The 18,827-nt window shown below is 65.3% G+C and carries 17 protein-coding genes; 10 read left to right on the top strand and 7 right to left on the bottom strand.

The features are described from left to right. Positions 1-5 precede the first annotated feature (5 nt). Complete coding sequence (locus tag P9230_RS27285; RefSeq protein WP_067324658.1) at positions 6-653, bottom strand: isoprenylcysteine carboxylmethyltransferase family protein; 648 nt, start codon at positions 651-653, stop codon at positions 6-8. Between the two features lie 310 nt (positions 654-963). Continuing rightward, positions 964-1,500, bottom strand: a complete 537-nt coding sequence (gene infC, locus P9230_RS27280; protein ID WP_067003282.1) for a translation initiation factor IF-3 — start codon at positions 1,498-1,500, stop codon at positions 964-966. Between the two features lie 214 nt (positions 1,501-1,714). Between infC and P9230_RS27275 the strand changes: the two genes are divergently transcribed. From P9230_RS27275 to P9230_RS27260, 4 genes are all read left to right on the top strand, one after another. After that, positions 1,715-2,485, top strand: coding sequence for an alpha/beta hydrolase (locus tag P9230_RS27275; RefSeq protein WP_067324660.1), 771 nt, complete (start codon positions 1,715-1,717; stop codon positions 2,483-2,485). Positions 2,486-2,487: 2 nt separating this feature from the next. Next, positions 2,488-3,630: a benzoate/H(+) symporter BenE family transporter gene (locus P9230_RS27270; protein WP_095776870.1), complete on the top strand. Its 1,143-nt coding sequence runs from the start codon at positions 2,488-2,490 to the stop codon at positions 3,628-3,630. 116 nt (positions 3,631-3,746) lie between these two features. Then, positions 3,747-4,229 (top strand): DUF2852 domain-containing protein, encoded by a 483-nt coding sequence (locus tag P9230_RS27265; protein ID WP_067002952.1) that lies wholly within the window; start codon positions 3,747-3,749, stop codon positions 4,227-4,229. 118 nt (positions 4,230-4,347) lie between these two features. After that, a complete protein-coding gene (locus P9230_RS27260; RefSeq protein WP_278121250.1) occupies positions 4,348-5,106 on the top strand; it encodes a M48 family metallopeptidase in 759 nt (252 codons plus the stop codon). A gap of 44 nt (positions 5,107-5,150) precedes the next feature. On the opposite strand, the gene P9230_RS27255 is transcribed toward P9230_RS27260, so the two are convergent. Next, on the bottom strand, positions 5,151-5,369 hold the full coding sequence (locus tag P9230_RS27255) for a hypothetical protein (RefSeq protein WP_067002948.1): 219 nt from the start codon (positions 5,367-5,369) through the stop codon (positions 5,151-5,153). A gap of 110 nt (positions 5,370-5,479) precedes the next feature. Between P9230_RS27255 and P9230_RS27250 the strand changes: the two genes are divergently transcribed. The 6 genes from P9230_RS27250 to P9230_RS27225 all read left to right on the top strand — a co-directional run bounded on the left by P9230_RS27250 (position 5,480) and on the right by P9230_RS27225 (position 11,336). Continuing rightward, entirely contained in the window at positions 5,480-6,139 is a 660-nt protein-coding gene (locus P9230_RS27250) for a phosphoribosylanthranilate isomerase (RefSeq protein ID WP_127239779.1), read from the top strand. Between the two features lie 91 nt (positions 6,140-6,230). Next, positions 6,231-7,481, top strand: a complete 1,251-nt coding sequence (gene trpB / locus P9230_RS27245; RefSeq protein WP_095831871.1) for a tryptophan synthase subunit beta — start codon at positions 6,231-6,233, stop codon at positions 7,479-7,481. A 2-nt stretch (positions 7,482-7,483) separates the two neighbouring features. Beyond that, entirely contained in the window at positions 7,484-8,323 is an 840-nt protein-coding gene (gene trpA, locus P9230_RS27240; protein WP_067002941.1) for a tryptophan synthase subunit alpha, read from the top strand. 97 nt (positions 8,324-8,420) lie between these two features. Then, positions 8,421-9,347 carry an acetyl-CoA carboxylase, carboxyltransferase subunit beta gene (gene accD / locus P9230_RS27235; RefSeq protein ID WP_095799044.1) on the top strand — a complete coding sequence of 309 codons (927 nt, stop codon included), beginning with the start codon at positions 8,421-8,423 and terminating at the stop codon, positions 9,345-9,347. A 214-nt stretch (positions 9,348-9,561) separates the two neighbouring features. Next, positions 9,562-10,887, top strand: a complete 1,326-nt coding sequence (locus P9230_RS27230; protein ID WP_278121248.1) for a folylpolyglutamate synthase/dihydrofolate synthase family protein — start codon at positions 9,562-9,564, stop codon at positions 10,885-10,887. 29 nt (positions 10,888-10,916) lie between these two features. Further along, the gene (locus tag P9230_RS27225; RefSeq protein ID WP_127239640.1) at positions 10,917-11,336 is read left to right on the top strand and encodes a VOC family protein; all 420 of its coding nucleotides are present in this window, start codon (positions 10,917-10,919) and stop codon (positions 11,334-11,336) included. Between the two features lie 18 nt (positions 11,337-11,354). On the opposite strand, the gene P9230_RS27220 is transcribed toward P9230_RS27225, so the two are convergent. From P9230_RS27220 to addB, 4 genes are all read right to left on the bottom strand, one after another. Further along, complete coding sequence (locus P9230_RS27220; protein WP_127324728.1) at positions 11,355-11,636, bottom strand: cupin domain-containing protein; 282 nt, start codon at positions 11,634-11,636, stop codon at positions 11,355-11,357. A 130-nt stretch (positions 11,637-11,766) separates the two neighbouring features. Next, positions 11,767-12,090, bottom strand: coding sequence for a thioredoxin (gene trxA / locus P9230_RS27215; RefSeq protein WP_041000044.1), 324 nt, complete (start codon positions 12,088-12,090; stop codon positions 11,767-11,769). Between the two features lie 74 nt (positions 12,091-12,164). Then, a complete protein-coding gene (gene addA, locus P9230_RS27210) occupies positions 12,165-15,677 on the bottom strand; it encodes a double-strand break repair helicase AddA (protein ID WP_278121246.1) in 3,513 nt (1,170 codons plus the stop codon). Further along, entirely contained in the window at positions 15,674-18,793 is a 3,120-nt protein-coding gene (gene addB, locus P9230_RS27205; RefSeq protein ID WP_278121244.1) for a double-strand break repair protein AddB, read from the bottom strand. The genes addA and addB overlap by 4 nt, the downstream gene beginning before the upstream one ends. Positions 18,794-18,827 lie beyond the last annotated feature (34 nt).

Raw genomic sequence — 18,827 nt, 5'->3', positions numbered from 1 at the left:
CCCGTTCAGGGCAGCGTGAACCACACCGGCAGCACCCCCGACTGCTGCGCGCCGTCGATCAGTTCGAAGGCCGGCAGCGCCACCAGGAATACCAGCCCGTCGAGCAGCGTGTTCAACAGCAGGCGCGGCTTGAAGCTGCCGGTGTCGCCTTCCTGGTAGAGCGAAAGCTTTGGAAAGAAGCGCGGCACGCGCGCCAGATAGGCTTTGTAGGGAGCGCCGAGGACTTCCTTGAGATAGCGCTCCTCGCGCAGGATGACGATGTGGAACGCGCCGGCGCAAAGGACCGCGAAGAGGATGATGCCGGAAAACGAGCCGATCTGCGCGCCAACGCCGGCTGCCGCCACGGTCGAGAACAGATAGAGCGGGTTGCGGGTGATCGAATAGGGCCCGCCGGTGACCACTTCGGAGGATTTGCGGCCGCCGATGTAGAGCGTCGACCACAAGCGCCCGACGATGCCCAGGAAGATCAGGAGCACGCCGAACATCTCGATCGTCTCGTGCACGGGCGTCTCGGGAGGGAACGTCGACTGGCCGAACAGGAGTGCCGCAAACAGCACCACGATGAGCACCGCCAGCACGATGCGGCGCATATACTGGTAGCCGCCCAACCCTTCTATCTGGTTGTCGGTCGGGATCTTTGTTTCATCGACCATGGCCAATCCGATCGTCGTGTTTTGATCGCGATCGGGAAAATCCGATCGTCGATTTGGTCGCGATCGGGAAAATCCGATCGTCGATTTGGTCGCGATCGAGGAGCTCGATCGTCGAGAAGCCGGCGATCGGATAGAAAAACAGGCGCCCCGCCGATCGTCGGGTCGCCCTGCGCGGCAATTCAGGCGGATTTTGGAGCACCAAGCAGCGCCGGCCGGTCAATTCTCCTTCGCGAAACCGTGATCGGCGCGACAGTTTGCGGCGATCGCGCCGGAATGGCTCCAGGACGGAAAGGAAACGTGAGGCGCACCGTCAGCGGGGCGCCAGCACCATCATCATCTGTCGGCCTTCGAGCTTCGGCTCGGCCTCGACCTTGGCGATCGGCGCGACTTCCTCGCGCACCTTGTTCAGGAGCTGCATGCCGAGTTCCATATGCGCCATTTCGCGGCCGCGGAAACGCAGCGTCAGCTTGACCTTGTCGCCGTCCTCGAAGAAGCGCCGCACGGCCTTCATCTTGGTCTCGTAGTCATGGCTGTCGATGTTCGGGCGCATCTTGATCTCCTTGATCTCGATGACCTTCTGGTTCTTGCGCGCCTCGGCCGCCTTCTTCTGGTTGGCGTATTTCAGCTTGCCGAGATCGAGGATCTTGACGACGGGCGGCTGCGCGTTGGGCGATATCTCGACGAGATCCAGCCCGGCCTCTTCGGCCAGCAGCAGCGCGTCGTTGATGGAAACTTCGCCACGGTTGTGGCCTTCTGCGTCGATGAGCTGGACCCGGGGCACCCGGATGTCTCGATTGGAGCGCGGACCGTCCTTGGTCGGGGCCGCTGCTTTGAAAGGTCTGCGAATGGTCGTGGTCTCCTCGGCCGTTTCGTTCAGGGTTTCTTTGAGTTCAATCGCTTGGACGCGCCTATGTGGTGAGCGCGCGGCCGGAGTCAATAGCACAGCCTCGCCAGGAAATCACCTCAAAGCTTGCCATTGCCTGCACCAAGCAAAGAAAAGGTGCGAGCACTTTTCCGCGAACCGCCGGATGTGCCAAAAGACCGGCCGGAAGGACGAGGTCATGGACGCCAGCGCACCAGTTTTCATCGACGTGAACGGAACGCAGATCGCTGTCAGGCAGGCGCCGGGCTCAGCGCCGGGCATCGTCTGGCTGGGCGGCTACAAGTCCGACATGCTGGGCACCAAGGCCGAGGCGCTGTCGGCCTGGGCGAGCCGCGAAGGCCGCGCCTATCTGCGCCACGACTATTCCGGCCACGGCGAATCGGGCGGCGAATTCGCCGAGGGCACGATCTCGAAATGGCTGGCCGAGAGCCTCGCCGTCTTTCGCCGCTTCAGCAAGGGCAAGCAGATCCTGGTCGGCTCCTCGATGGGGGCGTGGATTGCGCTGCGCATGGTGCAGGAATTGCGCAAGGCCGGCGACGACCGCATCGCCGGCCTGGTGCTGCTTGCGCCGGCGCCCGACTTTACCGTCGAGCTGATCGAGCCGGTGCTGACCAGGGCGCAAAAGCGCGACCTTTCGAAAAAGGGATTTTTCGAGGAACCGTCCGACTATTCCGCCGAGCCCTATATCTACACGCGCGCGCTGATCGAGGACGGCCGCGCGAACCGGGTGATGACTAGGCCGATCGACACTCATTGCCCGGTGCATATCCTGCAGGGTCTCGCCGATCCCGACGTGCCTTCCGGCCATGCGCTGAAGCTCGCCGCACTGCTGCCGGCCGATGACGTCACGCTGTCGCTTATCCCCGACGGCGATCATCGCCTCTCCCGCCCGGAGGATCTCGACATGCTCAACCGCGCCGTCGGCGACCTGGTCCAGCGGGTTTCATGAGCATGCGCATTTCAATCCCGATATCCGCCTTCGTTGCGGCCATCGTCGGCTTTGGCGGCACTTTAGCCATCGTCATTGCCGCCGCCAAGGCGATCGGCGCCACTCAGATCGAGACCGCGAGCGGGGTGACGGCGATCTGCCTGGCCATGGCCCTAGAATGCCTGTGGCTGTCCTGGCGCACGAAAATGCCGGTCATCACCGCCTGGTCGACCCCGGGCCTGGCGCTGATCGCGGCCTCCAGCGGCTTCACCATGGCGCAAGCCGTCGGCGCTTTCATCGTCACCGGCATCCTCTTGATCGCCACCGGCCTGTTCAAGCCGCTGACCCGGCTGATCGCGCAGATTCCGGCCTCGGTGGCGTCCGGCATGCTGGCCGGCATCCTGGTCGGCTTCGCCATCAGTGCGGTCAAGGCCATTCCCGCCGATCCGTGGCTGATCCTGCCGCTGATCGCCGCCTTCTTTGTCATCCGGCTGTTCAACCCGGCGGTTTCGGTCCTTGTCGTGCTGATCGGCGGCGGCCTTGCCGCCTTCCTCACCGGCCGCGTCGGCGGCCTGCCGGCGCCGGAATTGTCGACACTGACGCTGATCGCTCCGCAGTTCACCGTTTCGGCGATCATTGGCCTGGCCTTGCCGCTCTACCTCGTCACCATGGCCTCGCAGAACCTCTCCGGTCTCGCGGTGCTGAAAGCCGCCGGCTACCACCCGGAACCTGGCCCGCTGATCGGCGTCACCGGGCTGTTCTCGCTGCTCTCGGCGCCGTTCGGCGCCTCGACGACCAATCTGGCGGCGATCTCCGCGGCGATCTGCACCGGCCCGGATGTCCATCCGGATCCCGCCGAGCGCTGGAAGACGGGGCCGTTCTATGCGCTCGCCTATCTGGTCTTCGCCATCTTCGGCGCTTCGCTGGTGGCGATCTTCGCCGTCCTGCCGCAGAGCCTGATCGTGCTGGTCGCCGGCCTGGCGCTGATGGCGCCTTTAGCCAACGCGCTCTCGATCGCGCTCCATGATGCGGGCGAGCGCATGCCGGCCACGCTCACCTTTGCGGTGACGGCCTCAGGGCTCACCTTGTTCGGCGTCGGCGCGGCTTTTTGGGGGCTGGTCGCCGGAATGGCAGTGCTTTTCCTCGAGAAACTCAAAAAGCGATAATCATTTCAGGCCTTTCGCCGGTTTTGGCCGGACTTGCCTTGAATCGCCGATTTCGCCTTCCCATTTCGATTCCACGCAGCCGGTTTGGCTGTCTCCAACGGAAGGATTGGGAGAAAATGAACACAAGTGCATTGATCCGTCCGGCCTGGACGCCGGCGACCATCGCGCTGATGGTGATCGGCTTCATGGTGTTCTGGCCGCTGGGCTTCGCCATGCTTGCCTACATCATCTGGGGCGACCGGCTCGAAGGCTTCAAGCGCGATGTCAACCGCGCCACCGACGGCATCTTCGCCGGCTGCCGCCGTGGCTCGGAAAAGGCGGCCCGCTGGGGCCATGGCTCGTCCCGCACCGGCAACGTCGCTTTCGACGACTGGCGCGAGAAGGAACTTGAGCGCCTCGCCGAGGAGCGCCGCAAGCTCGACGAGATGCTGAACGAGTTCGACGAGTATGCCCGCGAGCTGCGCCGTGCCAAGGACCAGGAAGAGTTCGACCGCTTCATGGCCGAGCGTAACAAGCGGACCGCGCCAACCACGACGAGTGGTCCAACCGGAGCGACGGGGCCGAAGCGCGGCAAGGGGTCGAACCTCCTTGACGACTGAGCCTCAATCATAAGACTCGGCCGACATGCGGCGTCGCGCGAGCGGCGCCGTTTCTTTTTCGTTCTCCATGTAGCCTCACTCTACTGGTCGTTTTTCTCGAATCGCGTATCGTCCGGCCATGACCCTCGGCTTCTTTCGCAATCTGACCAAGCCAGAACCCAAGCCCGTCGTGGAGCGCGAGCATTGCGTCGCCGGCCGCACCCTGCCGCTCAAAATCGTCGAGAGCGCGAGGGCCCGGCGATTGACGCTGCGTATCGATTCCGGCGGCCAGGGGCTGCGCATAACCGTGCCGCCCGGCTTGCGCCGCGGCGAGGTGGAGAAGTTCCTCGACCGCCATCAGGACTGGCTGGAGCAGCGCCTGGCCAAGGTGCCGATGCGCCCGCAGGTGCGGCCCGGCATCAAGATCCCGATCCGCGGCGTGCCGCACCGCATCGTCCATGAGCCGGCGAAACGCGGCACCGTCACCGTCGCGCGCGACGAGCGCGGCCCGCTGCTCATCATCCATGGCGAGCGTGTCCACCTGCCGCGCCGCATCGCCGATTATCTCAAACGCGAGGCCAAGCGCGAGATCGAGAAGCTGGTGGTCAAGCACACCGAGGCGATCGGCAAGCGCGCCAAGGCGATCCGCTACAAGGATACCTCCAGCCGCTGGGGGTCATGCACCTCGGAGGGCAATCTGTCCTTCTCGTGGCGCATCATGATGGCGCCGCCGCCGGTCATCAATTACCTGGTGGCGCATGAGGTCGCGCATCTGAAAGAGATGAACCACGGACCGAAATTCTGGAAGCTGTGCGAAAAGCTCTGCCCCGACACCGATCGCTGCAAGGACTGGCTGAAGCGCAACGGCGGCGCGCTGCAGGCGATCGTGTTTGAGTAGGCGTCGCCCTGGCACCCGTATAGCTGGCGGTCCACCGCAGCCGCTCAATCGTCATTCGCCGCGTTGAGTTCCTCCGGCCGCAGCCCTTCCTCACTCGCATGCGGCCACGGCAAAAAATTCCGGTCGAACGCGTCGCTGCCGAAATAGTCGAGCGCCCGGTGCGCCTCGGCGCCGTTGAAAGCGGACTTGTCCATCAGATGCGCGATCACCTCGCGCGCCTGCGCGATCTTCTGTCTGAGTTCGGCGACGGTCTTGTCGGTCATGATCTTCCTGCTCCCGCCTGTGTCCCTATTCGAAAGGTAGCGCTTTCCGCCGGCCCGGCAACGGCATGCTTTTTCTCGACTCTTGCGGCTTTTCGTGCCAATCCCGCGCCATGACGCTCGACATCAAGATCTGCGGATTGAAGACCGACACCGCGATGGCCGCCGCGCTTGCCGGCGGGGCCAGCCATGTCGGCTTCATCTTCTTTGCCAAAAGCCCGCGCTTCGTCGATCCGGCCGAGGCTGGCCGTCTGCGCCAGGCGGCCATCGGCAAGGCCAAGGCGGTTGCCGTCACCGTGGATGCGGATGATGCCCTTCTCGACGAGATTGTCGCGAGGATGCAGCCGGATATGCTGCAACTGCATGGTTCCGAAACGCCGGTGCAGGTGGCCGAGCTCAAGACCCGCTACGGCCTGCCGGTGATGAAGGTACTGTCGGTCAGCGAAGCCGCGGATCTCGAGCGGATAAGGCCCTATGTCGGCGTTGCCGACCGCTTGATGTTCGACGCCAAGCCGCCCAAGGGATCGCAATTGCCTGGCGGCAATGGCGTCGCCTTCGACTGGCGGATCCTTGCCGGCCTTGACGCCGGCCTCGATTACATGCTTTCCGGAGGGCTCAACGCCGCCAATGTCGGCGATGCCCTCAGACTGGCCAATCCGCCCGGGATAGACATCTCCTCCGGCGTGGAGAGCGCTCCGGGCGTCAAGGAACCGGCGCTGATCGAGCAGTTTTTCCGGGCCGTCAGGGCCGCGCGCGACGACCGCGCCGCCTGAGGAAGTTTTCAAACCCGAGCATGTCCCGGAAAAGTGGGAACCGGTTTTCCGATAAGGACGTGCTCAGAAGCAAAGACTCAGGAGATCGGCGATGAACAGGCCGGCTATGCCCAATTCCTTCCGCACCGGGCCCGACGAGCAGGGCATGTTCGGCATTTTCGGCGGCCGCTTCGTCGCCGAGACGCTGATGCCGCTGATCCTCGATCTCGAAGAGCAGTGGAACAAGGCCAAGAATGATCCGGAGTTCAAGGCGGAGCTGGAGAACCTTTCGACCCATTATGCCGGTAGACCGTCCAAGCTCTATTTCGCCGAAGGCCTGACGAGGCATCTTCGGGAGGTTTCCTCGGCGAAGGGCCTCGGGGGCGGCGCCAAGGTCTATTTCAAGCGCGAGGACCTGAACCACACCGGCTCGCACAAGATCAACAATTGCCTCGGCCAGATCCTGCTCGCCAAGCGCATGGGCAAGAAGCGCATCATCGCCGAGACCGGTGCCGGCCAGCATGGCGTCGCTTCCGCCACGGTCGCTGCGCGCTTCGGCTATCCTTGCGTGGTTTACATGGGTGCCACCGACGTCGCCCGCCAGAGCCCGAACGTCTTTCGCATGAAGCTGCTCGGCGCCGAGGTGCGCCCGGTCACCGCCGGCCACGGCACGCTGAAGGACGCCATGAACGAAGCGCTGCGTGACTGGGTCACCAATGTCGAGGACACCTATTACCTGATCGGCACCGCCGCCGGCCCGCATCCCTATCCGGAGCTGGTGCGCGACTTCCAGTCGGTGATCGGCACGGAAGCGCGCGCCCAGATGCTGGAGCAGGAAGGCCGGCTGCCCGACGTCATCATCGCCGCCGTCGGCGGCGGCTCCAACGCCATTGGCCTGTTCCACCCGTTCCTCGACGACAAGGATGTGCGCATCATCGGCATCGAGGCCGGCGGTCGCGGCCTCGACGGCGTCGAGCACTGCGCCTCGATGAATGCCGGCGCGCCGGGCGTGCTGCACGGCAATCGCACCTATCTCTTGCAGAATGCGGACGGCCAGATTCTCGACGGCCATTCGATCTCGGCCGGTCTCGATTATCCGGGCGTCGGGCCCGAGCATGCCTGGCTGCGCGATTCGGGCCGCGTCGAATATGAGCCGATCCTCGACGACGAGGCGCTGGAGGCCTTCCAACTGACGACCCGGGTCGAAGGCATCATCCCGGCGCTGGAATCGGCGCACGCCATCGCGCATGCGATGAAGATCGTGCCGAAAATGGACAAGGACCAGATCGTCATCGTCAACCTGTCCGGCCGCGGCGACAAGGACGTGCACACGGTGGCCAAGATGCTGGGCATGGAGATCTGACAATGACGACCCGCATCGACCGCCGCATGGCGAAGCTCAAATCCGAGGGCCGTCCGGCTTTGGTCACCTATTTCATGGGCGGCGATCCCGACTACGAGACATCTTTGGCTATCATGAAGGCGCTTCCCGGCGCCGGCAGCGATGTCATCGAGCTCGGCATGCCGTTCTCCGATCCGATGGCTGACGGCCCGGCCATTCAGGCGGCGGGTCTCAGGGCGCTGAAAGGCGGCCAGACGCTGGTCAAGACGCTGAAGATGGCGTCCGAATTCCGCGCCGGCGACGACGAAACGCCGATCGTGCTGATGGGCTACTACAACCCGATCTACATTTACGGCGTCGATCGTTTCCTGGCTGACGCCAAGGCGAGCGGCATCGACGGCCTGATCGTTGTCGACCTGCCGCCGGAAATGGACGAGGAGCTCTGCGTTCCGGCGCTGAAGGCGGGCATCAATTTCATCCGCCTGGCGACGCCGACCACCGACGACAAGCGCCTGCCGAAGGTGCTCGAGAACACCTCCGGCTTCGTCTACTACGTGTCGATGACGGGCATCACCGGCTCGGCCTTGGCCGACACTGCCAAGGTGTCGGCGGCGGTCAAACGCATCAAGGGTCACACCGCGCTGCCGGTCTGCGTCGGCTTCGGCGTCAAGACCGCCGAGCAGGCGCGTACCATCGGCGCCTCCGCCGACGGCGTCGTCGTCGGCACGGCGATTGTCAACGCGGTCGCCAATGTGCTCGGGCCCAAGGGCGAGAAGACCGCCGATCCGGCCGAAGCGGTCGCCACGCTGGTCAGCGGGCTTGCCCAGGGCGTCCGCTCGGCCCGCCTTGCTGCCGCCGAATAGTCTGACTATCTGTTTTTACGCAATTCCGGACGGAAAACCGCCACACACTTTTCCTGGAATTGCTGGACGTCTCTTCGTCGGGACAGGAGCCGAAGCGATGAACTGGATCACCAACTACGTTCGACCGAAGATCAATTCGATGCTCGGCCGGCGCACCGACATGCCGGAAAATCTCTGGATCAAGGATCCCGAGACCGGCGAGATGATCTTCCACAAGGACCTCGAATCCAACCAGTTCGTCATCCCGTCTTCCGGCCACCATATGAAGATCTCGGCCAAGGAGCGGCTGAAATACTTCTTCGACGACGGCAGATACGAGACCCTGGAAAACCCCAAGGTCATGCAGGATCCGCTGAAGTTCCGCGATGAGAAGCGCTACACCGATCGGCTGAAAGAGGCGAAAGCCAAGACAAGTCTCGAGGACGCGATTCTTAACGCAGTCGGCACCATCGAAGGTCTGCCGGTGGTGGTTACCGTGCAGGACTTCGCCTTCATGGGCGGCTCGCTCGGCATGGCCGCGGGCGAGGCCATCGTCCATGCCTTCGAGGTCGCTTTGCAGCGCAGGCGGCCGCTGATCCTGTTCGCCGCCTCGGGCGGCGCCCGCATGCAGGAGGGCATCCTCTCGCTGATGCAATTGCCGCGCACCACGGTCGGCGTCGACCGGCTGAAGGAAGCCGGCCTGCCCTATATCGTGGTGCTGACCAACCCCACCACCGGCGGCGTGACCGCGTCCTATGCCATGCTGGGCGACGTTCACATCGCCGAGCCCGGCGCGCTGATCGGCTTCGCCGGCCCGCGCGTCATCGAGCAGACGATCCGCGAGAAGCTCCCCGACGGCTTCCAGCGCGCCGAATATCTGATGGAACACGGCATGGTCGACATGGTGGTCTCGCGTCTGGAGATGCGCCCGACCATCGCACGATTGTTGAAGATGCTGCTCAAGACCCCAGTGGCCGAGAAGCCATTGGAGCCTGAGATCCTGCCGCCGGCGGTCGTCAACGCCGAAGCCCGGCCGCAGGCCTGACGCGACACCGTTTGCCGCCCACCGCGATTGCGCCAGCTGCGCTGCGCAGTAGCTGTTTGCGCATGATCCCTTTCCAAAACCGATCCCGGTTCGGGCTCATGCCCAGAGCAATTCCAGCCAGAGTGCGTAGCGGTTTTGCGTCCGGAATTGCACACGAACGAAAGGCATTGAAGGCGATCCTGTTCTTTCGCCGCAAATGCTCTAGGATTCCGCCATGACAACGCTCGCCGCCGATCGTGAAATCGAACATCTGATGACGCTTCATCCGAAAGGTTTCGACCTTTCGCTGGACCGCATCGCCCGCCTGCTCGAGCGTCTCGGCAACCCGCAGGACCAGCTGCCGCCGGTCATCCACATCGCCGGCACCAACGGCAAGGGCTCCTGCGCCGCCTTCTCGCGGGCGCTGCTGGAGGCGGCCGGTCATCTCGTCCACGTGCACACCTCGCCGCACCTGGTAAACTGGCACGAGCGCTACCGGCTGGCCGCCGAGGGCGGCGGCAAGCTGGTCGACGACGATGTCTTTGCCGAGGCCATCGCGCGCGTCGCCAAGGCCAATCAAGGCCAGAAGATCACCGTTTTCGAGATCCTCACCGCCGTCACCTTCATCCTGTTTTCCGAGCATCCGGCCGAGGCGGCGATCATCGAGGTCGGGCTCGGCGGCCGCTTCGATGCCACCAATGTCATTTCGCGGCCTGCCGTCTCGGTGATCATGCCGGTGTCGATGGATCACGAAGCCTATCTCGGCGACCGCGTTGAGCTGATCGCGGCCGAAAAGGCCGGCATCATGAAGCGCGGCTGCCCGGTGGTGATCGGCGCGCAGGAAAGCGAGACCGCGCTGGAGGTGCTGATCGAGACCGCCGAGCGGCTGGATTGCCCGACCGTTGTCTACGGTCAGGATTTCCTGGCCTTCGAGGAGAACGGCCGCATGGTCTATCAGGACGAGGACGGTCTGATGGACCTGCCGCTGCCGCGCCTGCCCGGTCGGCATCAGTTCGCCAATGCCGCCGCGGCGATCGCCGCGGTCAAGGCCGCCGGCTTCGAGATAAGCCATCGGGCTGCCGAAAAAGCGATGACCAGCACCGCGTGGCCGGCCCGGATGCAAAAGCTGACGCAGGGCAGGCTGGTTGAGCTTGCCCCAAAGGGCGCCGAGATCTGGCTCGACGGCGGCCACAATCCGGGCGCCGGCGTCGTCATCGCCGAAGCGCTGGCCGAGCAGGAGGAAAAGAACCCGCGCCCGCTGATCCTCATCGCCGGCATGATCAACACCAAGGACCAGACCGGCTATTTCAGCGCCTTCAAGGGGCTTGCCCGCCATGTCTACACGGTGCCGGTGAGCAAGAGCGATGCCGGCGTGCCCAATGACGAGCTCGCGCTGCGCGCCACCGAGGCCGGCCTGTCAGCCGAGCCGGTCAACTCCGTCGCCGATGCGCTTATGCTGTTGCGCGACAGCTGGGACGGTCCGGCGCCGCGCATCCTCATCGGCGGCTCGCTATATTTCGCCGGCGCCGTGCTGGACGAGAACGGCACGCCGCCGACCTGATAGCGCCGAGGCAGTCGCGAGGAGCAATCGTGATCAAGGTGAACCAACTGGCCCATGTCTGCATCTTCGCGCATGACCTTGAGGCGACGCGCGGCTTCTACCGGGATGTGCTCGGCATGGACACGCAGTTCAACTTCCTGCGCGACGGCAAGATCTTCGGTTTCTATCTCAATTGCGGCGGCCGCAGCCATGTCGAGGTGTTCGAGAAGACCGAAGCCCGCTACAGCGAGGCGAACCAGGTCAACCACTTCTGCCTGGAGGTGGAAGACATGGACGCCGCGATCGCCCATATCCGGTCGAAAGCGGTCGAGGTGACGGCGAAGAAGCTCGCTTGCGACGGCACCTGGCAGGCCTGGATCAAAGACCCCAACGGCGTCAAGATCGAGCTGTTCGAATACACGGCCAAAAGCGCGCAATTCATCGGCGGCGATCGCGTCGCCGATTGGTAGCGGCGTCTGCCTCGAAGGTTATTTCAGCTCGATCTCGATGAAGGCGTATTCGCCGTCATTGACGTTGATGACATCGTGCTCGACGCCTTCCCGGCGGAAATAGGGCGCGCCTTGCTTCATCTCCGCGAAGGATTCGCCGTCCTTGGTCACCAGCTTCACCTTGCCGTCCATCAGCGGCACGATGACATAGTCGTGGCCATGGCGGTGCCAGCCGGTGTTGGCGCCCGGGGCGAAGCGGTATTCGGTGACGATCACGCGCTCATTGTCGACGTGAACTGTGGCCTTGGCTGTTCCGGTCATGGGGCTCTCCTTTTCTTAAGGAAAGGAGATGGCTGCCCGAAGCGTCAGGGCCAGAGCGCGGTCAGCGATGGCGCCAAGGAAAAAGCCCGGCGCGATGGCCGGGCTCGATCTTTCTGATATTCGGATTGGCTCAGGCGAGGCTGCCATTGATCCAGTGCGACAGCGCGGTCTTCGGTGCCGCACCCACCTTCATGTCGGCCACTTCGCCGCCCTTGAAGATCATCAGCGTCGGGATCGAGCGCACGCCGTACTGGGCGGCCAACTCGGGATTCTCGTCGATGTTGAGCTTGGCGACCTTCACCTTCGAGCCGAGCTCCTTGGCGATGTCTTCCAACGCCGGGGCGATCATCTTGCACGGACCGCACCACTCGGCCCAGAAATCCACCACAACCGGCTCCTTGGCATTGAGCACATCGGCCTGGAAATTGCCCTTGTCGACCTTGACGGTGGCCATGCTGAAATCCTTTCGAAAACTCGGGTTGCACCAAATGTGGTGGCTGTGGTGGCGATGTTCAAGCAGTTCTTGTGTCACGCTCCCGTGAGTCGGGCAAGGGCACCGTCCATGGCCGCTGCCGGCAGCTCGATCAGGCGCGGCGCCTCGGTGAACAGCAGCGCGGCCGTCACCGTGCGGCCCGGATAGAGCGGCTGAAGCAGCGCGCGGTAGAGCGCAAGCTGCAGGACATAGGCCGGCGGCACTTCGGCCAGGCTGGCCGGCGCCGGCCGGTTGGTCTTGTAGTCGACGATCGAGACCGTTTCCGCGGTGACGGCCAGCCGATCGATCTTGCCGGAGATCGAGCGCAGCCTGCCCCTTACCTCCAGGCCGCCCATGACGGCGACTTCCGCCCGCGAGGACGGCGAGAACAGCGCCCCGAAGCTTCTGTCGGACAGGATGGAAAGCACGGCTTCCAGCGCCGTGTCGCGCTCTTCGGCCGGCCAGTCGGCGCCGGCGCGCGCTAGATAGCGCTCGGCCGCGCTCCGCCTCTCGTCCTCGGCGATGCCGGGCAGCATCTGTAGCAATTTGTGCAGTGCCAGCCCGCGCATCACCGCAAAGCCGGGTTCGGTTTCCGCAGCGAGCACCGGCGAGCGCGTGTCGGGCAAGCTTTCCGTCGCTTCGTCGATCAGCGCCGAGGCGCCTGAAGGCGAGAGCGGCCGCGGCAAGTCCTCATAGGGCGGGAGCGGCCGGAACAGGCCGTCCGGCAGCGGCGCGGCATGATCGAACAGTATCGTCTCCTCAGCCTGATTGAGCGCCATCGGCGGCAGCTTGGTCATATGGAAGCGATGCACCGCCACGTCGGGTGTCGCCGGATGCCGCCGCTCAGCGCTTTCCGGCGCACCCAGCAGTGCCCGGCTGACAATCGAATGCCAGGTGCCGGTGCTCGGCGCGCGCTTGCCGTGATAGCCGCAGACGATCAGCCGGTCCTCGGCGCGCGTCATGCCGACATAGAGCAGCCGCCGGTATTCGTCGTCGGCAAGCGCGCGCGCCCGCGCCGAGGCCGCTTTCGAAACGCCGTTGACGACGTCACTCGCCGAGCGCCAGAGATAGCCCTTGCCCTTCCAATCAGCGCCCGAGCTTTCGAAGGCCATCAGCCGCGGCAGGTGCTGGTCGCTGAACGGCGCCGAGCCGCCGTCGACCAGGAAGACGACCGGCGCCTCCAGGCCCTTGGCGGCGTGCACGGTCATGACGCGCACCTCGTTGCGGGTCTGGTCCATCTCGCGCTTGATCTCCGGCCCGCTGTTTTCCAGCGTCGAGAGGAAGGATTCCAGCCCCGGCAGGCCGGTACGTTCCTCAGCCAGGCAGAAACTCAGGAACTCGTCGAGGATGTCGCCGGCTTCCGGCCCGAGCCGGGCCGTCATCTTGCGGCGCAGGCCGTCACGCGAAAGCGCGGCGGCATAGAATTCAAACACCGGCTTGAACGCCACCTCAGTCGCCCAGCCATCGAGCCGGCCAACAACGGCGGCCAAGACCTCGTCTCCGCCGGCATGCTGCCGGAGCGAGGCGATCAGCGACTGGCCCTTTGGCCGCTCGCCAGCGAGCGTGAGCAACGTCTCCTCGGAAACCTCGAAGATCGGGCTGCGCAGCACGGCGGCCAGGGACAAGTCGTCCTCCGGCTGAATCAAAAAATGGCCGAGCGCGATCAGGTCCTGCACGGCGATATGGCCGGGAAGGCTCAGCCTGTCCGCGCCGGCAACCGGGATCTGCCGGTTCTTGAGGCTGCGCGACAGCGCGTGCACGAAGCGATCGCGCTTGCGCACCAGCACCAGGATGTCGCCGGCGGTCAGCTTGCGGCCTTTGCCTTCGATGGCCTCGCCGTTGCGCAGCCAGTTCTGGATCGTCGTTGCCACATGTTCGGCCACGCGCACGGCGGGCGCGCTGGCGTGGTTGACCGGCAAGGTCCAGTCGTCGGGCTCTTCGACCATTTCGGCGCCGATCGAGGGCCACACCTCGACATAGCCCGGCGCATCGGTGCGGATCGCCTTGTGGCTGAGCGGATCGGGATCGTGGCTGATGCCGCGTCGCACGCCTGGCTCGGCGAAGACGCGGTCGACGGCGGCAAGCACGTCGTCGCTCGAGCGGAACGACCAGGTGAGCTTCAGGTCGGCAAACGAAGCCTCCGCGTCGCGCACCCGCCCGGCAAACAAAAGCCGGCTTTCGGCAAAGGAATCGGGCGCCGCGCCTTGGAAGGAGTAGATCGACTGTTTCTCGTCGCCGACGGCGAACACCGTGCGCCGCACCGTCTCTCGCTGGCCGAACCCGGCGAAGAATTCTTCCGTCAGCTTCTTCACCACTTCCCACTGGTCGGGACTGGTGTCCTGCGCCTCGTCGAGCAGGATATGGTCGATGCCCTGGTCGAGCTTGAACTGCACCCACGGCCCGGCATCGGGCCGCGACAGCAGGCTGACCGTGCGGGTGATCAAATCGTTGAAGTCGAGGAAACCGCGGCTTCGCTTCAGCTGCTCGTAGCGGGCGATCAGCCAGCCGGCGACGGTGAGCGCAGCGGCCGTGCCTTCGAGCATGCGGAACAGCCCCAGCCGGTCCGATACATCGAGGATCGCCTTGGCCGCCGCGAGATAGCGCTCGGGCAGGTCGGGCAGCCTGTCCACCAGCGCTTTCTTGAAGATTTTCGGTGGATCGTAAGGGTCGCCATCGGAGCGCAGAAATGCCTTGGCGAGCAGTCGCAGTCGCCTGATAGGATCGGCTTCGGCAAAAGCGGTCTGCGCATAGGGCAGCACGTTGTTCAGCACCTGCCGCGCGTCGGCGGCTTCGGCGGCGCCCGCGAATTCAGCGATATGGCTCGGCGCAAAGCCCGGCAGCGGCCAGACAGAAGCGGCAATGCCGGCTGCCGTCTGTCCGGGGTTGAAGCCGAATTCGGCGAACAGCAGCCGGAATTCCCGGTCCCTGCCCAGCTTTTCGATAAAGGCGCGCAGTTCGTCGCGCTTGCCGACGATCTCGGAGAGCAGCATGTCGAGCCCGAATTCGCCGCCGCGCTCCAGCACCGTGGCAAAGGCTTCCGCCAGGCCTTCGACACCGGCGCCGGCACCCGAGATCATGTCGCGTCGCGCATCCGCGAAAAGCGAGGCCTCCATCTGCGGGTCGAGCATCTCGAAATGCGCCGGGATGTTGGCTTCCAGCGGGAACTGATGCAGCACCGATTCGCAGAAGGCGTGGATGGTCTGAATTTTCAGGCCGCCCGGCGTTTCCAGCGCCTCGGCAAACAATCGGCGCGCGCGCCGCATCGTATCGCGATCGGCCGCCCGCCCGTCGAGCGCGGCTATCCGTGTCGCGAGCTCGGCGTCGGGAAGCGCCGTCCATTCCGACAGCGTCGAGAACACGCGGTTCGACATGTTGGCGGCGGCGGCGCGCGTGTAGGTCAGGCACAGGATCTTCGACGGATCGGTGCCGTTGAGCAGAAGCCGGATGACGCGTTGCGCCAGCACATGGGTCTTGCCCGAGCCGGCATTGGCCGAGACCCAGGCGGAATTTTGCGGATCGGAAGCGCGCGCCTGGCTGGCGGCGGTGTCGGAGGGGATCGGATATCTCATCCTTCCGCCTCGTCCTCGCTTGCGCCGCCGGCCGACCATTCCAGCACGCGCGCCAGATGGTCGTAGTCGCCATCGGCCTCGCCTTCGCGGAACGGCAGCGCGCGTGACAGATAGCCGGTGGTCGGGTCAGCATAGTGGAACAGCAGCCTTTCCAGCCGCGCCCACGCTTCCTCGGCAAGCTCGTTGGCGGTCTTCGGCTTGCGGTTGTATTCGAGGATCGATTCCTCGAACACCTCGCCGTTCGGCTTCAGCCGCACGAAGGCAAGCTGCGAGGGCTCGCAGATGCCGAGCTCCTTGAAGGCGCCCCGCCGAAGAAGCGCGCCCTCGAGTGCCAGCTGCGGCGACAGAAGCGTATGCGCCTGCGCCTTCGAAGGCGAGGAACCGGTCTTGTAGTCGAGGATGTCGGCCATGCCGACTGCGAGAAGGTCGACCCGGTCGGCATAGCCCGAAAGCGTGATGCCGGTGCGGCCGACAACGGTCTTTTCGGCGCGTTCCTCGGCATAGCGCCGGGCGACGGCGTCGGCGCGGGTATGCTCCCATTCGATGATGTTTTCCGCGAGCTTTTCGAAGCGCGGCCACCACACCGCCTCGATATCGGGCGGAAGTGCCGCGTCGGCAAAGCACGCGCGACCGGCCTCGATGAGGGCTGCCAGCGCGCCCGGCGCCCTCGGATCTTCCACCCTTCGCGAAAACAAATGCAGGATTTCGTGGAACAGCGTGCCGCGTTCGGCAGCACCGGGGTCGCGGATCACCGGGTCGAGCGGCATCAGGCCGAGAATCCGCCTGGCATAGATCGCATAGGGGTCGCGGCGCAGTGTCTCGATCTCGGTGACCGAGAAATGCTGTGGCCGCAGGTGCAGCGGCGGCTTCGGCTGTGGGCGGGACGCGAAATCCTTCCTGTCGCCGGCATCGAGCGCGCGCGCCCAGACAAGCAGCGCGTCGCCGCGCCGGCGAACTGCCGTCGCCTGGTCCTTGCCGATGAAGGTGACGATGCGCTGCAACCAGCGCGACGGCACCGCCGGCGCGTCGCCGGATCGGGCCGAGCGCGTCAGCACCACCGTTTCAGTACCCATCGCAATCTGGAAATCATGCGCGGCAAGGCCGATGCGCCGCTCCGGCGGCTCGAGATCGATGCCGGTCTTCATCAGCCGCGACATGAACCGGTCGCTCTCGGGCTTGCGCGGCCAGACCCCTTCATTGAGGCCGCCGATGACCAGCGTGTCGACGCTTTGCAGGCGAGCTTCCAGCGCTCCCCAGATGGCGATGTTGCGGTCGGTGCCTTGCGCCGGCTTGACCGTTTCCGGCGCGATCAGCGCCTCCATCACGTCGGGCCATTCGCCCGCACCGATCATAAACGGCGATGACACGGCAACCAGCCCGCGCAGAAGCGCGGCGAGCTTCTCGCCGGCGTCGCCGGCATAGAGGCTGGTCAGGCTGTCATCGGCCGCGCGGCCGAGACCTTCTAACGCCACGACGCTCGCCCGCGTCAATGTCGCGATATCGGCATCCTTCTCGCCGCGCATCGCAGTGAGCGGGGATAGCGCATCGGTGAGGCGATTGAGCACTGCCCGCGCCTCTTCGATACCGCGTACCGTGAGGCGCTGGAACCAGAAGGGCTGACGGCTGTCGCCGCCAAGGCCCGCGAGCCGCGTCTCGAAAAGCGCGTCGAGGGAAGCGACGTCCGGCCGGCCGGTGCCGCCGCGCAGCGCCACCAGCTCGATCAGCTCGGCAGCCTTGCGCACGCTCTGGCGTTCGAGACCGAGGCCAAGCAGCGGATGCTTGAGCAGCGACAATAGACCCACCGGATCGCCTGGCCGGAATGCTGCGCCTAGCGCCAGCCTGAGCAGGCTGGCGGCCGGCGTGTTGGCTAGCGGCGTGCCGCCGGAATCGTCAGCGACGACGCCGAAGCGTAGCAGCTCGGCCGAGACGCGTCGCGCCAGGGCGCGGTCGCCGGTGACGAGTGCCGCGCGCTTGCCCGGCATTTCCACTGCGCGCTTAAGCGCAATGGCAATCGCTGCCGCCTCGTCGCGCTCATTTGCAGCCTCGACCAGCGTCACGCCGGCCAGCGCCTGCTCGACATCATTGACCGAGAAACGCGGCCGCGACTCCGTCCAAAGCTCGGTGGTCTCGGCCGGCCGCAGCGCCTCGCCGACAAGGGCGGCGCGTAATGCGAGCGGTCGTGATGCAGCGCCGATCTCCTCGACATCGCGGCGCTCAATGCCAATGCTGCCGATCAGCTTGGCGAGGCCGTATTGTGGGTGACCAAGTGTTGCCGGCCGCGCGCCGGGCGCGGTTATCGCCGCGAAGGACGCGTCGTCGAGCTCACGGTCGAGCCCGGGCAGCACGACGGCGCCGTTCGGCAAGCCGGCGATCACGGCAAGCAACTCGGCCGTGGCTGGAATGGAGCCGGTCGAACCGGCGGCGATCACCGGTCCGGTCGGCGGACTGCGCTTCAGCCGCGCCGCTTCCAGCCGGATCAGCGCGCTGCGGTGCGCGGCCGGATTAGAGCGGTCACGCTCTTTGAGCAACTCCGGCCAGTTGTCGGTGACGATGCCGAGGAAATCGAGCGTCACCTGCCACCAGCCCGCAAGGTTGCCGGTGACCAGCGTGGCGAGCTTCGCCCAATCCGTTCCCTCGGTCTCGATCTCGTCCATCAGCCGGGCAAGGTCGCGCGAAAGCCAAATGGCGTCGGCGGCCGAGGTCGGCACAACGAACTCCTCGTTGAAGCGCGCCCTGACGTGCGCCGGCAGGCTTTCCTTCCAGGCGCGCACCAGCGGCGCCAGCAACAGCAGCCTTTCCTGCGCGGCGATCGGCGGTGCGAGGTCTATTGCCGGTGCCGCCTCGGCGTCAAAGGCGGCCTCGTCCTCGTCGAACTCGCCGAGCGGCCGCACCGTCGGCAAGATGGCCGAGCGTCTGCCGAGCATGTCGACGAAGGCGCCGCGCAGGGCGCGCGCCGCGCGCCGCGTCGGCACATAGATAGTCGCGTCAGCCAGCGCCAGCGGCTCGCCGTCGAAGCGGAAGGTTGGGATCAGGCGGCCTTCGAGCAACGCCTCCGCCAGCGTCGGCAGGAACGGCGCTCCGGACGGGATGGAAAAGACGCGGCGCGAGCCGCTCATACCGCATTAGATCTTTGTGCGCCCGTTTGGGCGC

Source organism: Mesorhizobium sp. WSM4887 (assembly GCF_029625865.1).
Taxonomy (GTDB): Bacteria; Pseudomonadota; Alphaproteobacteria; order Rhizobiales; family Rhizobiaceae; genus Mesorhizobium.
This window is presented reverse-complemented; position numbering and strand designations above follow the sequence as displayed.

Bases quoted from the DNA above. Each gene is read 5' to 3' on its own strand.
- P9230_RS27285 (WP_067324658.1), bottom strand. From the start codon at position 653: ATGGTCGATGAAACAAAGATCCCGACCGACAACCAGATAGAAGGGTTG.
- P9230_RS27275 (WP_067324660.1), top strand. From the start codon at position 1,715: ATGGACGCCAGCGCACCAGTTTTCATCGACGTGAACGGAACGCAGATC.
- P9230_RS27270 (WP_095776870.1), top strand. From the start codon at position 2,488: ATGCGCATTTCAATCCCGATATCCGCCTTCGTTGCGGCCATCGTCGGC.
- P9230_RS27265 (WP_067002952.1), top strand. From the start codon at position 3,747: ATGAACACAAGTGCATTGATCCGTCCGGCCTGGACGCCGGCGACCATC.
- P9230_RS27260 (WP_278121250.1), top strand. From the start codon at position 4,348: ATGACCCTCGGCTTCTTTCGCAATCTGACCAAGCCAGAACCCAAGCCC.
- P9230_RS27255 (WP_067002948.1), bottom strand. From the start codon at position 5,369: ATGACCGACAAGACCGTCGCCGAACTCAGACAGAAGATCGCGCAGGCG.
- P9230_RS27250 (WP_127239779.1), top strand. From the start codon at position 5,480: ATGACGCTCGACATCAAGATCTGCGGATTGAAGACCGACACCGCGATG.
- trpB (WP_095831871.1), top strand. From the start codon at position 6,231: ATGAACAGGCCGGCTATGCCCAATTCCTTCCGCACCGGGCCCGACGAG.
- trpA (WP_067002941.1), top strand. From the start codon at position 7,484: ATGACGACCCGCATCGACCGCCGCATGGCGAAGCTCAAATCCGAGGGC.
- accD (WP_095799044.1), top strand. From the start codon at position 8,421: ATGAACTGGATCACCAACTACGTTCGACCGAAGATCAATTCGATGCTC.
- P9230_RS27230 (WP_278121248.1), top strand. From the start codon at position 9,562: ATGACAACGCTCGCCGCCGATCGTGAAATCGAACATCTGATGACGCTT.
- P9230_RS27220 (WP_127324728.1), bottom strand. From the start codon at position 11,636: ATGACCGGAACAGCCAAGGCCACAGTTCACGTCGACAATGAGCGCGTG.
- trxA (WP_041000044.1), bottom strand. From the start codon at position 12,090: ATGGCCACCGTCAAGGTCGACAAGGGCAATTTCCAGGCCGATGTGCTC.
- addA (WP_278121246.1), bottom strand. From the start codon at position 15,677: ATGAGATATCCGATCCCCTCCGACACCGCCGCCAGCCAGGCGCGCGCT.
- addB (WP_278121244.1), bottom strand. From the start codon at position 18,793: ATGAGCGGCTCGCGCCGCGTCTTTTCCATCCCGTCCGGAGCGCCGTTC.